Below are 13,643 nucleotides of genomic sequence, written 5' to 3'. Positions count from 1 at the left end.
CACTCCTAATTAGACACTTCTGCCATCTCAATAATCTGTCCTTCAAGATCTTTGACTAAGAAGTTTAATGGCTTCTGGCTGAGAATTTTGTGCTTTAAATTCATCATTTCCACCCGCATCAAGACTTGTTCCAAACATTCGCGATCGAAACAGACATGGCGCTGCTGGTTTTTCTTCCCTAAACTAGCTCCAGTAATGATGTGGAGTTGGGTGTTTTTCTTGAGTTGATACCACAATCCATCGGGACCGTTAAATCCTTTGGTGCTGGTAAAACTCGGACTAGGAGAGATGTAGTAAGGATCGATCGTTCCAGCTGCGCCCAAGGTTTGCTCGTAGTTGTAGTAGTAGTGTAAAGGAACTTCGGCAGCGGGGAGATTGAGCATTCCTTCGTAAAGCTGACGGGCAATCTCTAAGTCAGATACCATAACGGTATAGACCTTCGGGGCGCTGGTGAGAAACATCCACATAGCAACCGCATAGGCTGCTAGTAGCATCACCATAATCCCCTGTGTAGAGAAGAGGCTATCCAGGGGTAGGGAGGGCAAAAAAGCACCTAAAGTAGGCGGAAGCAGAAACGATGTCGAACTCACTGCTGTAACCATGAATGGGTGATGGGGAATAAATAACTTGAGTTTTCGTGTGCTAGCACAAAATTAACCCAATGATACTAGTCTATCAAGAGGAGAATTATTCGTTTGTAAATTGTGATTGAGTCAGTAGTGAGTCGGATCTAATTCAGAAATACGTCTCCAGTCGGTTGAATTTGCAGAGATTGCTTATCTATCCCGAGGTCGGTGGTTGCATCTAGCATTAATTCTAGTACTCCTGGAGTTGGCGATCGCCCAGTTGCGTTCAGCAATCCGCCATCTTCGCGCTTGAATGTCACCGTTGTAGGTGTAACTAAGTTTTTGAGCGTGACATCCGATTTTCCTGGGAGCGATCGCGGTGCTGTATTGCCAATTGCTTGATAAGTGATTTTTGCTCCTGTCTGATTGATCAGCTTAATACTAACTTTGCCCTGATTCAATAGCACTGTCGTACTGGGAGGCTGCTGCTGTTCGGGTAGGGGTGGTTGAATGGGAGAAGGCGAAACTTGTGGAGTAGGGGACACTTGCGTATTAGGAGGCTGCTGCTGTTCGGGTAGGGGTGGTTGAACGGGAGCAGGCGAAACTTGGGGAATTTGTGTAGTTTGTGAAATATAGCTATTGTGTGGTGCTACTGTAACGATCTGAGAAAGAGACGTAAGTACTGACTTTTGCTCTGCTTGGGGTATAGCAACGGCAGGTAAATCGATTGTCAAACTGCTACAAATAACACCTAGCATTGCGATCGAGCCGCGCAGCCTCATACTACAGTTCTTCATTTTTCTCCAGTTACATATATATATTTACGTGAATCTAGATTTGACTGTTTTTCCAGCCAAGGCTGCATCTGAACTGATGAGTTATATAAATCAACCAAATTTCTCTAGCAATAGTTAGTTAAAACTTTGCTTTTCGAGAAGCATTTGGGTAGTTCGACATTGAATTATAGCAACAAATAATACATACCACCTGCTATTTCTCAAGAGGGGTTGGGTCGTTTAGTAACAAATGACCAATAACCAATGACAAAACAGGGTAGGAGTTGTCTCCTACCCTGACTCAAAATTAACTTCAAATGTTCCTAAGCTGTTTCCCACATTTGCCGAACTCTTGGAGGTAAGCAGTTAGCAATTTCTTTAACTCTTTCTTCCGATAGTTCGTCCTTGGTAGCAGAAAATACAGCTTTAACTACTTGTTCGGTATCTAAATCGAAAGCAGTTTTTGCTGTTGGTGCTTCACCTTTAACTCGTGCCAAGAAGCGATTGTCATTAACGTTAGTAATGTCAGAACTATCTGAGTGGTAGAAAGGCGGACGAATTCTACTCAAAAAGCGAACGATGGGATTGGTATCATTCCACAAGTCAGCTATTTCCATTTGCAACGCTTTGTCTTCTGTCGGCAGAACTTCCTTATCTTCTAATTCTTCTGCCACTCGATCTGATGCTTCCGTTGTCATTAAATCGCGCATGACGCGATAGACGACTTCTGTGACATCTCTAGCATCAAACAGATCCTCAAGTCCGCTTTTAAGCATGACTTTCTCTAAGAAAGGCATGTCTTTAGTCGCAATGGGAACTGAGGGACCTTCTTTTAATTCTTCTGGAGGTTTTGCCTCCATCTTCTCCAACATTCGGCGACCTTTTTCTGTCAATTCTGCCTGTTTGAAAGTAATCAAATGTGGCAAAGGACCATCAGATGAACCAAAAGTATTGGCAACTCTAAAATCAACTTCTTTAGGATTTACAGCATCGGGAACATCTTCCTGGTTGCCATAAGCATTACCACTAAATTCAGCCTTAATATACTGCTTTTGATTCAGATAATCCAAGTGTCCTAATAGTTCGGCTTTTGTTGGTTCGCGACCGATAAAGTCATCAGCAGTAAATTTTACTGGATGCAATTCTTGCCCAGTTTCATTGATTTTTTTCAAAATAATGTAGGCAACATCTTCTCTTAATGGAATGGTCATGAAATTACCCCTTAGCTTTTTATGCAGATTTTGACTGTAGCTAAAGAGAACCAACAAATTGTTTTTCAGTCCCTCTAGTGCTTGACTCAATTCAAGTCTTAGTGTAAATGAACTGAAGGAGGATCGAATTTAGTTCGGATCTACAGCCATTGCCATTTAAGGTATTAAGAATAAATACTTGCTTACATCTGTCACAGGAAACATATTCAGAAATTTTGAGGCATGAGCTTGAAGAAACAGTTTGGTTGTTATTGTCTATTTCCCTAAAGATATATTTTTTCAGAAAAGCTTTGAGTGGCTAAAATTTGCGGAACAGACTATTCTCGAATCCAATTCAGAGCATTACGTTCAGTGACTTGTGATGTTGCGATCGCCACTTTCGAGCGTTATGCCACAGCAAAACCTGTATGCTGCCCTAATTTTGGATGTCGAAAACCAAGCACTATATTCTCTCTAGGAATACCTGCTTCCATCAGATCGGTGACTACACTTTCTTCTGTATCATCATATTGCACCCAGACTTTATCACCGATCGCACTCAGATGTATAGGTGTCGCATGGAGATATTTATCGCCATTCCAGCCTAGATCTAAAACCAGATACTGCCCTATACGGTCGGCGTGCAAAGGGATTGTTAGATGGGAGGTTCGGTCATCAAGAACCGACCGATCCAAAATTGCTTCTCCCGCCGGAGTCATCTGGGGCTACAGTATCTTGGATGCGTAAGAGCATGATGGTCAGCACCACGACCCATAGCATGTAGCCAAAGATGTTAATACGCTCCCAAACTCCCATCCACGGCGTAGGCAAGTTTGCCGTAAGCCGGGAACCGTCCAAACCTGCCAAAATGCCAAACACGAGAAGTATCAGGATTGTCGCGATGGAGTAGAGGCGAAACCGCTTTCCGAATGCCGTAGCCGCGAACCCTATGGCGAGCAGCATGAAGAGAACGCCCACACCCGTGAGAATTGCGTGCATGGTATCGGTAAGCGTTCCCTCGACCCCACGTAGGTGCATCGGGAAAAATAGCGTTACTACCAAGCCGAGAACCTCCTTTCCGACCAGTCCGACCGCCGCGAAGCGCAGAGCGCGCTTTCGACCAGCCGATCGCCAGATGCCCACTCCGAATGCGTACACGAGTAGGGAATACGTGATGAAAAGCGGAACGACGAGTGGTGTCGTCGGAGCGTCGATAGCGATTAGTTCGCTGACGGTTTGAGAGGTGGAGCTATAGCCCTCCCACCGTATAGCTGCGAGTACGACGGTGGCAACATAGAGTAGTGAAGACAAGATACCGCAGACGAGCAAGACCTTTCGTACCATTGTTCACCTCCGAGCCGACTTTGGCTTTGAGTTTTTTGCTTGCGCGCATACTACGCTACATAAGTGCGGCACCATCGGTTGCTATGATTCTTCTTGGTGTCGCGACATTGCTATGTCCGTCTAAGCTGTTTATTATACGGAGAGTTTCCGTATATCTAATCTTATATAGGCTATTTCTACGGACTTTTTCCGTATAACACCCCACGTTTGACTGTTATACGAAAACTTTTTGTATAACTCCTTGTGTGGGGTGATTAGCTAGAAACTTTCCGTAAGATTACAGCTTTATTCCCAGCTTTCTAATTCTCGAATCCAAGTTTGCATCAAGGCGATCGCTTGAGTGCGACGCGCTTCAAATGTGGCAGCAATCCAAATAAATAGCAATCCGACTACAATTCCAATTGCCCATAGTAGTAAAGAATAATTATCGATAAATAGCCAAAGCTGACGCAAGACTTTTGTAATAAAAGTTAGCGTTCCAACATATAAATAAGCGCGGGTGCGAAATACGATTCCTGCTAAAATTAAACCTACACCCAGAAAGATAGTTAAAATTCCTTGCCACAAGCTGTTATCTGATTGATATAAAGCCGTTAAACAAAATAACCCTACAGCCAAAGTGCGGAGAATGTGACGCTTTTCCTTTTCGGTAGGCGATCGCAATGTTGGATCGACTTGGGCAACATATAGCAACGAACCACTCAAGATAGAAACATACCACAAAGGATCGGTGAACTGCCAATCTTGAATCAGTCGAATAATTGCCCAATCAGCTAAAACAATACTTATATAACTGAGACGAATCTGATTTTCTATCCTTGCCAGCCAAGCATAGAAAGCAGCGATGAGAAATAAACTTGAAATTGAAATTTCACTAAATGTAAGCAAGACAATTGCCCCTGGTAAAACAGTAGCAGAACGCTGCCAAGGTTGTTTCGACCATCCCCAAGTTTGCCAAGGTAAGGAGTATAAAAGGTAGGCGTAGACACAAGCGATCGCGGCTGACCAATCCAGGAATGCAGATAGGGGTAAAATTCGATTTAAAAGGTGAGCAATTGCAATTGTTAATTGTACGACTCCCAAATAAACCCAGAAATTTCGATTCCGTCCTTGCCAAGCTGCATAAGCTGCTAATGCTACTGTAACCACTAGCCAAAGATTGCTGCCAAAATTACTTAAATTTACTCCTAATGCTAATAAGGAAAAAAGACTACCAATTCCCCAGTGAAGATGGGTAATTACGAGTAATTCTTGAGATGTAAGTCTCCAATAGAATAGCAACCACCGAGAACAGAAACGATAGATAATTGCGATTGCACAGGCTAGGGTTGATAGTAAGACTATGCCATCCCCTGCTTGCCCTCCTTTGGATTGGATCAATTGATAAATTAAAAGTTCGTAAGCAGCAAAGGAAATACCAAATACAGATATAAATGTAATTGGTTTGAGCAGAGGTAAACGCCTTCCAACACCAATTCCTACTAATGCTGCTGCTAACGTGTAAAGTCCTGTGTAGGCAGTAAATGTATAGTGGGCGAAAATTAATCCTATGACTGCATATATAAGCGAGATAACGTGCCAACTAGAAAGGTAAGGTAAGGCAGAACGACGTACCCACCAATCACCACCTAATTGCGTTGCTAGTCCTAATCCTAAATTAGCGATCGCAATATTTATAAAAGACGGTACACTCCACCATACGAGACTAGCTACTACTAATTCTGTACCCCAAGCAATCCCATAAAAACCTAAATTTGTCGGCTGTTCCCAGTTACGATAAGTAATTGCTCCTGTGGTTATAACTGCGGCAAAAATTATGTATAAATCTTGTATGGGGTAAACTTCTAGCCTACCTAAAGTTAGGAAAGTTAAATTAATTATACTCAGCGCGATCGCCCAACCGTCTAATGCTGGGGTATAAATTCCCGTGGGGAGAAATCGCCGTAACATCCACAACCCCCATAAAGCAACGCCAATCCATGTTGGTAACCAATTGAGGGGAACCCCCCAAATTTGCCACAGACAAGTTCCCGCAAAACTCAAGCCAAATCCAATAGTTATTGCTGCGGCAAGTTGCGATCGCAATTTCTGCGTGTTGACTAACATTAAACTGGTGGCGACTGCCGTACTTATTAATAAAGGAGTTACTCTAGCTTCAGTGAGGATTTGGGCTAGAAGTAAGGCAACAACACTCAGCCAATTTGCTAATCTTGCTTGAGGAATGGTACGACTACCGAGAAATGTGAGACAGGCGGGAGTGGCTAGCCAAATTAATCCCCAGTATGAATTTGTTTCTATGAGTAGGGGATAACTCAATCCTGCTAAGGCTAAGCCGATATACCACGCACTACGCTGCCAGATTGGATGCGTAAGGGCGCACGGCTGTGCGCCCCTACATGCAAACCCCCATTCTGCTATCATCCCAATTAATAAAATAACTGCCCAGAATTGAGAATTGAGATTGGGAAAACTCCAGCCTATCCATGCATATAAAGTTAATATTCCTGTTACATGCGTGAGATAAATTAACCATGCGGCGCGAGTTGGACGCTGACGGAGGACAATTATTAAGGTAAGAGTAGAAGCTAATAAGTAGAGCGATCGCACCAAGGGATTGAATAAACTAAATAAAGCAAGAACGCTTCCTAAAATCAATGCCACGCCTTCGGTATAACTAGCTAATTTTGGTTGAGAGGCACGCCGGAGGCGCGAGGCAACAATTAAGGTGACAATAATATAAGGAAAAAGCGCTAGCCCGATGAGTTCTCCTGGGAATAAATAACCTCCGGCGATTTGGGTTGCCAAGGCAATAATTTGTTGCCTCCCTGCAATGGGAATCAGCCGCCATAGCAAACAGTAAGCCTGCAATCCAACAAAAAATAGGGCGAGTAAATCCCATACTTGCCAAAGTCTTTGCAGACGATTTGCTAATAACCAGATACCTAAAATACTAACTGCGATCGCTTGCCAAGGTGGTTCGACATTGACAGCGACTATCCAACCCAATACTAATAACCCGATACCCGTGCGAGTCAATAGAGGTTGTACCTGACGGCGAGTTAACCAACAAAGTACCCAGCCGCAAATCCCTAACGCCAGTCCAATTGCATCTATGGGTACGCCTGCACGTAGGACTCCCCTACCCAAAAGCAGTAAGGTGGAAATAGCCAGAACAACGCCACTCATCCCTAAATCAATTAAACTTGCCTGACGCTTTTCTACCCGATGCCATAATACTCCTGCTGTCCCTAACGTACCGCTATAAATAGCAATGAGGGGAAACCCGGGTATTATCCAACCCAATTGCAGCCAACTCAGTGCAAGAGTATTCACTCTAATCGGTAATGCAGCTTGCAGTAACATCCAGGCGATCGCAGATAAACTTAAAATTGCGATCGCTCCTACTATTAATCCCAATCCATCCCACCACAACTGAAACCCATCGATTGCCCAGAAGTTAACTGGAATTAGGGATAGGGTGGTGACTTGTAAAATCCTGCTTGTCAAACTCAAATTCGGTCGTTGTCGCGTCCACCAGCAAGCAACCCAAAATGCTAAGGTGTAGCCGAATAAAATGGCATATTGTCCGACTGAGGAAAAGTTTTGCCACTGACTCGCAGCTAGTACCCCAGAGGATACGACTACCATGAACACGCCTAGAAATAGCAGCCACACGACGCTAATTTCTTCCATCAAGGAAGATAAAATCCGGCTGAGTATGGGTGCGGGACGAGTTCTAATTGGAACGGGTGTTTCTGCTTGTGTTGTCGTAATAAAGTCTGCTTGAGGAGTTACTTCAGGTAGGGGTAAGGCACAAACTAGGTAAGTGCGACAAATTTGGATAACTTGAGTTTCAGAAAGCAACCCCAAGCGCAACCACAGATCTAATCCTTCTAACAACTGGGGTTGTGTAGCTGGTATTGTTAGTTTTATCTCGATTCGCTCTGGTTGTGAGGTCATGGCTAGCTATCTCAGCGCATACCTCATCATGCCGATTGTAGGGAAATTTAACTCTCGGTAAATGTGCTAGTTTTTAAGTTGGCGATCGAAGATCGTGTCGCGCAAAGACGCATACGCGCAGCGTTCTCGTAGAGTAGGCGCTAAGCTGAACTCCCGCTTTCTCCTTTTACGACTGCCGCACCAATTAAATGTGCTAATCTTAGGGCTTCTGGTACGTGACCGCGATCGCTTAATCTTTGTAATACAGCTGAGATAACATCTGGATCTTCCCCGCAGACTTGAAAGAAAAATGGCGGATATGCGTGAACTTTTCCCGCACGGCGCATCAGTTCTAAACGGCGATGGGGTTGGGGTAAGCGTTGTAGTGCTGTTTCTATCTTTGTCATGTTTGGTTGTCGGCGCATGACGGTAACGCAGGGAATTTTTAGTTTGTCTGCAAGTTTGGGTAAGTCGATGATGTTAAAGCCACCAAAGCCGATTCCATCTAATAGCAATATGTGGAGTTGAGGCAGAAATTTTTTGCCTAAAAGTAACTGACAGATTGTATCTGTAGCGTTCCAGCCGTCTTGTCGCACTTTTCCCCATACCATCCCTTCAAATCGCGTCTCTGCACAAATAACACCGACGATTGAGACACTGCTACTGCGTCGGCGCACGAATGGCGCATCGTCAAAACCGATAACGCGAATGGTGCGATCGCGTGCTAGTAATGTTTCTAGTTTCACTGGGTTTGCAGTACTTTGTTTCTAGAATTATTGAAACGCAGTTATGCAAATGAATATAGATGTGCAAAGCAATATATTTTCAGGATTAGATTACATCAAAAAAATACCCAAATTTGGGATGCTATACCTAAATATTTTAAAAAATCAGTTTTATACCTAGAATACATGGATTATACCCAAATCTGGGTGAAAAACTCTTGAAACGCGATCGAGTGAAGATTCAGTCAATTAAATACCTAAAATATGCTACTTATACCCAAACTTAAACAATCAATATTTTTACATTGGAATATCTCGTTTTGATACCCAAATAGTTTAATCTATACCTGATATTCTCTAGCGCTTGTTGTCTCTGTCCTCTCGCTTGTATACCTAAAACACGAAATAAATACCTAATAATGAAGGCAAGTAAAGGTTCGGTTGTTGTAGAAAGTTTTAAAGATAGGCTGAGACTGCGTTGGCGAGTTTCGGGAAAGCGGTATTGTTTATCTCTAGGATTGCCAGATACTCAAGAGAGTCGAATGTTGGCAGAGTTGAAGGCGCGTCAAATTGAGTTGGATGCGATTTCTGGTAATTTTGACACCACTCTGGCTAAATACAAACCCCAAAGCTTAGCTGAAAAACCAGTTAATGACGCGCAACTTCTTACTTGTGCCGAATTATTCCAACAGTTTATGGAGTATAAGTCTCAGTCTTTACATCCCAGAAGTTTAGATCGCTACAAGACAACTCTGAAATATCTGCACCAGTTTTACTATCGAGAGGATGAGACGCGGAAATTACTAGCCGCACAAAATGCGATCGCAATTCTACAAACTCATGTAGAACAATTCAATGCTTGGCTTCAGAGTAAGAACGCCGAACGCGCCAGGAAAGAAAGGCTGATTTTACTCAGTGCTTGTTGGAGTTGGGGAATAACGAAGGGTTTTGTGGAAGCGAACCCCTGGAAAGATTTACAAAAGCAGGTGGAGTCAGCACCCAAACAACCACTCAAACCATTTACACAAGAGGAAGTTAAGGCAATTCTCGCTGCTTTCAAAACTCACCCTCAATACAAACACTATGCCGATTTTGTCGAATTTTTATTTTTAACTGGGGTACGAACTACAGAGGCGATCGCTTTACGTTGGACGCATATTAACTCTAATATGTCAAGTATTTGGATTGGAGAATCTATGAGTCGGGGTGTCCCTCAGACAAATAAAGTTCGCTCTATTCCCTTAAATGACAGAATTAGATTATTGCTTCAAACTAGAAAACCCGAAAATTATTTACTAGAAGATCTTATCTTCCCGAGTCCTGAAGGATTACCGATTGACGATCGCAATTTTCGCAACCGTGCTTGGGTGAAAATGTTGGAGTTGGCTGGTGTGGAATATCGCAAACCTTCCAATACAAGACACACGTTTATTTGTACGTGTTTGAGTGCGGGTGTAAATCCGGCTGTGGTGGCTCAAATTACTGGTTGCGATCTGCAATCTCTCGATCGCGATTATGCTGAGTATATTCCGTCTGTTTCTGTGCTTCCAGATTTGTACGCTAATGGGTAATTTTTCCCTCTGTACGGGCGGGTTTTGAATGAAGATTTGCTGTTGGGGTTTTTAGGCTATCTGCTAAACCCGCCCCTACGATTCTCCTTCAATCAATGCTGCTAATAATCCAGTGACTTCGGCTTGGTGATTTTGGCGATTGTCGTCGTAAACCATTAATGTATCTAACCTGGCATGACGAGATAATTTCTGTACCATGCGAACGTTTCCACCTGTTGCATCCAATGCAGCTGTAATTCCAGAGTGTCTAACTCTGTGGGGACTGAGGCGTTTTTTCAATCCTGCTGTTTCTGCCATTGCCTGTACGATCTTATATATAGCAGTACCCGTGAGACGATGACTGTAACTGGCGCGATCGAGTGCAATAAATAATGGTTCGTTACGCTTAGCTTTACCGCGTTCGCACAACCATTCTTGTAATGCTGCTACTGTAGACTCAGATAAACTGACTGTCTCGGCTTGAGTGCCTCGACCTTTTCCATATATAGTTAGCGATCGCCTATCTGGATCGAAGTCACTTACATTCGCTTTAACTAATTCTCCGCGTCTCAAGGCATTATCCCACAGCAATCGTAATATCGCATAATCGCGTTTGCCTTTAAGCGTGTTGCGATCGACAATATCTAACACCTGACGATACGCTTCTAAACTCACTCCACTCGTATCGCGATAAGCCTTTACCTTCTCTCCTGCAATATCGTCCAAACTGTAATCGCACATCCCAATTTGACGTGCGTAGTTAACTAAAGATTTTATTGCTGCTAATCGACGGTTAATTGTTGCTTCCGATAAATTGCGATCGATCAGAACTGCCTTATATTTAAGTACTAAGGCTGTGGCGTTGAATCGAGAAAGTTGGAGGAATTCGGCAATCAAATTGCGATCTGGTTCAACTCCTGCCATCGTGACGAAGAAATCTTTTAAATCTTTAGCATAGGCGCGACGAGTATTTTCGCTGCGCTTATTTGCCAATAAATTTCCCAAAATATCTTCTTGGGGTTGAATGTTGAAACTCGATTTAGGGGCTGTCAGCCGACTTAATTGGCTCATGGTTACGATAATGCGCCTTTCCGCAACCTACTATAACCTCCATATATCAATATGTCTAGAGTTTTCAACTATTTTGGCTGAAAGCGGATTTGTTGCAGCGATCGCACGCTACTAATAACTTCAAAGTCGCGATCGTCATGAATTAAAGTTAATGCATGGTCTATAGCTAATTGAGCAATACAGCAGTTAATCGGACTACACACGGTTAATCCTTGTCTGCGTAATTCAAAGTATATACGTGCGGCAGCTTGCCAAGATTCAGCATCTAATTCAACATAATCTTGGGCTTGCAAGTAGCTGTGTAATAATCTCCACTCGCGGTCGTCTCGACATCCTTGTAACAGTTCTAACTGGCTGAAACGAGTTAGAATCACATCGCGATCGCTAATGATTGATTGAAGTTGCTGGCGTACAAGTCCTGTTTTATCTCGAAATACACTTACCCAAACAGATGTATCAATCAGCAGCATGGCGATTTGTTCTGAGTGCTTTGGGATCGTAATCGTCGTAAAACTCAATTTTTCCAGCCAAATCGAGTAGATTTTTCTTTTTCTGAGAGCGAATTAATTCTTGCAACGCTAGATGCAAAAGTTCCTTTTTAGTACGGACGTTGGTAAGTCGAAAGGCTTCTTCAACTAATGTATCGTCAAGCTCGATATTTGTTCGCATTTTTATGTGTATACTGTGTTTATCTAAGTGTATTATACACAAAAAATCCGGTTTTCTCTACAAGAAGATCGGTTGAATTCGGAGTAAGACTTCTTCTAGTAGGGAAATAGGACATTCACCTAAAAACTCTGCATTTCTGATGCGATAATCTAGCGATCGCAATTGGTCGCACATGATGACTCCAGTTACAGCTAAACCTTCTGGAATCGCAATATAAAAAGGATTTTTCCGTCTAGTATTACTGATGGGACAAACGAACGCAAAACCACGCTTGCGGTTAAAAGCTGTATGGCTAACAACTAAAGCAGGTCTTCTACCCATTTGTTCGCGTCCAGATTGCGGTTCAAAATTCAGCCAAATGAAAGTACCTCGCGCTGGAACTTCTACCACGCTTCTTCACCCATAGGTTTACCCCAGTCGATTTCTGGTTCGGGTTCCATCTCTTGAGAAAGCAATTCCTCTAAGGTGTATTTGCGCTTGTGTACGACCTCAACAATCAATCTACCTTTTTCAACGCGACACTCAACTTCATCATTTGGATGCAGAGATAATTCTTCTACAATATGTCTGGGTATCCTCAATCCCAGCGAATTTCCCCATTTACCGATTGAACTTCGCATTGTCTTATAGCTATACTTTGGATATACAAAGTATATCAATATTGAATTACAATTTAAGATCGAAATAGAAAACAATTTGTATGTTTGCCCAATTTCTTCCCCAGCTTGTCACGCAACTCACTGAAGCGACATCGATCGCATTAGCTCAGAATATACAGCAACAGGCGATCGCCACTCCATTATCTCCAGAAGCGATCGCAACCACATACGTCAGACAAGGTAGTGGAGAAATCCCCATATTATTAATTCACGGTTTTGATAGTTCCGTGTTAGAGTTTCGTCGATTATTACCACTATTAGCAGCTCATCACGAAACTTGGGCAGTAGATTTATTCGGTTTTGGGTTTACCGACAGAGTTGCAGGAGTTAAGATTACTCCCGATACGATTAAGACTCATCTATATTATTTCTGGAAAACTCTGATTCAAAAGCCTGTAATTTTAGTAGGTGCGTCGATGGAAGGCGCAGCAGCCATAGATTTCACGCTGACATATCCAGATGCGGTGCAAAAGTTAGTCTTAATTGATAGTGCTGGAGTAGCTGGTGGTTCGGTGATGAGTAAATATATGTTTCCACCACTAGATCGTTTAGCGACTGAGTTTTTAAAAAATCCTAGAATCCGTCATAGTATTAGTCGTGCTGCTTATAAAAATAAGACACTTGCTTCCATTGACGCTCAAGTCTGTGCCGCACTACATTTAGAATGTTCTCAGTGGAGTCAGGCGTTAATTGCTTTTACCAAGAGTGGTGGATATAGTTCCTTTAAAAACAGACTTAACCAAATCCAACCACCAACACTAATTTTATGGGGAAAAGACGATCGGATCTTGGGTACTACCGATGCTTATAGATTTAAACGCGCGATCGCCCAAAGTCAACTGATTTGGATTCAAGATTGCGGACACGTTCCTCATCTAGAACAGCCACAAATGACAGCACAACACATTTTAGAATTTGTCGATTCTACTCTACCGTGTGACCAGTAGCCGTAATAGCTTGTTTAATGGACTCTTCAGACTGTGCGCCTTCCACTTTAACAGTCTTAGCCGAGACATCCACATCAACTTGAGCATCTGCATCCACAGATTTAACCGCTTTGGTAATTGTTTCTGCACAGCCATCACAGACAATACTCGGAACCTTCAGTTGTAGTGACATAACTATAAAACTGAATTCTACTCAAGTTTAGAGTA

16 protein-coding genes are annotated in these 13,643 nt (G+C 42.9%); 2 read left to right on the top strand and 14 right to left on the bottom strand.

Annotation, left to right across the window (positions count from 1 at the left end; genetic code table 11):
* Positions 1 to 5: 5 nt before the first annotated feature.
* The 8 genes from DSM107010_RS14135 to DSM107010_RS14105 all read right to left on the bottom strand — a co-directional run bounded on the left by DSM107010_RS14135 (position 6) and on the right by DSM107010_RS14105 (position 8,561).
* Positions 6 to 602 carry a hypothetical protein gene (locus DSM107010_RS14135; RefSeq protein WP_015155397.1) on the bottom strand — a complete coding sequence of 199 codons (597 nt, stop codon included), beginning with the start codon at positions 600 to 602 and terminating at the stop codon, positions 6 to 8.
* Between the two features lie 128 nt (positions 603 to 730).
* Positions 731 to 1,363, bottom strand: a complete 633-nt coding sequence (locus tag DSM107010_RS14130) for a hypothetical protein (RefSeq protein ID WP_015155396.1) — start codon at positions 1,361 to 1,363, stop codon at positions 731 to 733.
* Between the two features lie 302 nt (positions 1,364 to 1,665).
* A complete protein-coding gene (locus DSM107010_RS14125; protein WP_106167894.1) occupies positions 1,666 to 2,553 on the bottom strand; it encodes a DUF2267 domain-containing protein in 888 nt (295 codons plus the stop codon).
* A 386-nt stretch (positions 2,554 to 2,939) separates the two neighbouring features.
* A complete protein-coding gene (locus DSM107010_RS14120) occupies positions 2,940 to 3,251 on the bottom strand; it encodes an element excision factor XisI family protein (RefSeq protein ID WP_106167895.1) in 312 nt (103 codons plus the stop codon).
* Positions 3,208 to 3,843, bottom strand: coding sequence for a DUF998 domain-containing protein (locus DSM107010_RS42945; protein ID WP_422387882.1), 636 nt, complete (start codon positions 3,841 to 3,843; stop codon positions 3,208 to 3,210). The genes DSM107010_RS14120 and DSM107010_RS42945 overlap by 44 nt, the downstream gene beginning before the upstream one ends.
* Positions 3,782 to 3,925 (bottom strand): hypothetical protein, encoded by a 144-nt coding sequence (locus tag DSM107010_RS41240; protein ID WP_241994214.1) that lies wholly within the window; start codon positions 3,923 to 3,925, stop codon positions 3,782 to 3,784. Before DSM107010_RS41240 ends, DSM107010_RS42945 begins: the two co-directional genes overlap by 62 nt.
* Positions 3,926 to 4,161: 236 nt before the next feature.
* On the bottom strand, positions 4,162 to 7,836 hold the full coding sequence (locus DSM107010_RS14110) for a DUF2157 domain-containing protein (RefSeq protein WP_106167897.1): 3,675 nt from the start codon (positions 7,834 to 7,836) through the stop codon (positions 4,162 to 4,164).
* Between the two features lie 140 nt (positions 7,837 to 7,976).
* A complete protein-coding gene (locus DSM107010_RS14105; RefSeq protein ID WP_015155391.1) occupies positions 7,977 to 8,561 on the bottom strand; it encodes an endonuclease dU in 585 nt (194 codons plus the stop codon).
* 398 nt (positions 8,562 to 8,959) lie between these two features.
* Between DSM107010_RS14105 and DSM107010_RS14100 the strand changes: the two genes are divergently transcribed.
* Positions 8,960 to 10,111 (top strand): tyrosine-type recombinase/integrase, encoded by a 1,152-nt coding sequence (locus DSM107010_RS14100; RefSeq protein WP_106167898.1) that lies wholly within the window; start codon positions 8,960 to 8,962, stop codon positions 10,109 to 10,111.
* A 75-nt stretch (positions 10,112 to 10,186) separates the two neighbouring features.
* On the opposite strand, the gene DSM107010_RS14095 is transcribed toward DSM107010_RS14100, so the two are convergent.
* The 5 genes from DSM107010_RS14095 to DSM107010_RS14075 form a co-directional block, all read right to left on the bottom strand.
* Complete coding sequence (locus DSM107010_RS14095) at positions 10,187 to 11,161, bottom strand: tyrosine-type recombinase/integrase (RefSeq protein ID WP_106167899.1); 975 nt, start codon at positions 11,159 to 11,161, stop codon at positions 10,187 to 10,189.
* 68 nt (positions 11,162 to 11,229) lie between these two features.
* On the bottom strand, positions 11,230 to 11,631 hold the full coding sequence (vapC, locus tag DSM107010_RS14090) for a type II toxin-antitoxin system VapC family toxin (protein WP_106167900.1): 402 nt from the start codon (positions 11,629 to 11,631) through the stop codon (positions 11,230 to 11,232).
* Positions 11,618 to 11,830, bottom strand: coding sequence for a type II toxin-antitoxin system VapB family antitoxin (locus DSM107010_RS14085; protein WP_015155387.1), 213 nt, complete (start codon positions 11,828 to 11,830; stop codon positions 11,618 to 11,620). The genes vapC and DSM107010_RS14085 overlap by 14 nt, the downstream gene beginning before the upstream one ends.
* A gap of 57 nt (positions 11,831 to 11,887) precedes the next feature.
* Positions 11,888 to 12,220: a type II toxin-antitoxin system PemK/MazF family toxin gene (locus DSM107010_RS14080; RefSeq protein ID WP_015155386.1), complete on the bottom strand. Its 333-nt coding sequence runs from the start codon at positions 12,218 to 12,220 to the stop codon at positions 11,888 to 11,890.
* Complete coding sequence (locus tag DSM107010_RS14075; protein WP_015155385.1) at positions 12,214 to 12,450, bottom strand: AbrB/MazE/SpoVT family DNA-binding domain-containing protein; 237 nt, start codon at positions 12,448 to 12,450, stop codon at positions 12,214 to 12,216. The genes DSM107010_RS14080 and DSM107010_RS14075 overlap by 7 nt, the downstream gene beginning before the upstream one ends.
* 80 nt (positions 12,451 to 12,530) lie before the next feature.
* Here DSM107010_RS14075 and DSM107010_RS14070 point away from each other — a divergent pair, with 80 nt between their 5' ends.
* Positions 12,531 to 13,436 carry an alpha/beta fold hydrolase gene (locus tag DSM107010_RS14070; protein WP_106170641.1) on the top strand — a complete coding sequence of 302 codons (906 nt, stop codon included), beginning with the start codon at positions 12,531 to 12,533 and terminating at the stop codon, positions 13,434 to 13,436.
* On the opposite strand, the gene DSM107010_RS14065 is transcribed toward DSM107010_RS14070, so the two are convergent.
* Entirely contained in the window at positions 13,414 to 13,608 is a 195-nt protein-coding gene (locus DSM107010_RS14065; protein WP_015155383.1) for a heavy-metal-associated domain-containing protein, read from the bottom strand. The genes DSM107010_RS14070 and DSM107010_RS14065 overlap by 23 nt on opposite strands.
* Between the last annotated feature and the right edge of the window lie 35 nt (positions 13,609 to 13,643).

Source organism: Chroococcidiopsis cubana SAG 39.79, from assembly GCF_003991895.1.
In the GTDB taxonomy this organism is placed as follows: Bacteria; Cyanobacteriota; Cyanobacteriia; order Cyanobacteriales; family Chroococcidiopsidaceae; genus Chroococcidiopsis; species Chroococcidiopsis thermalis.
Note: the sequence above shows the minus strand (reverse complement) of the source record. Positions and strands in the feature narration are given on the sequence as shown.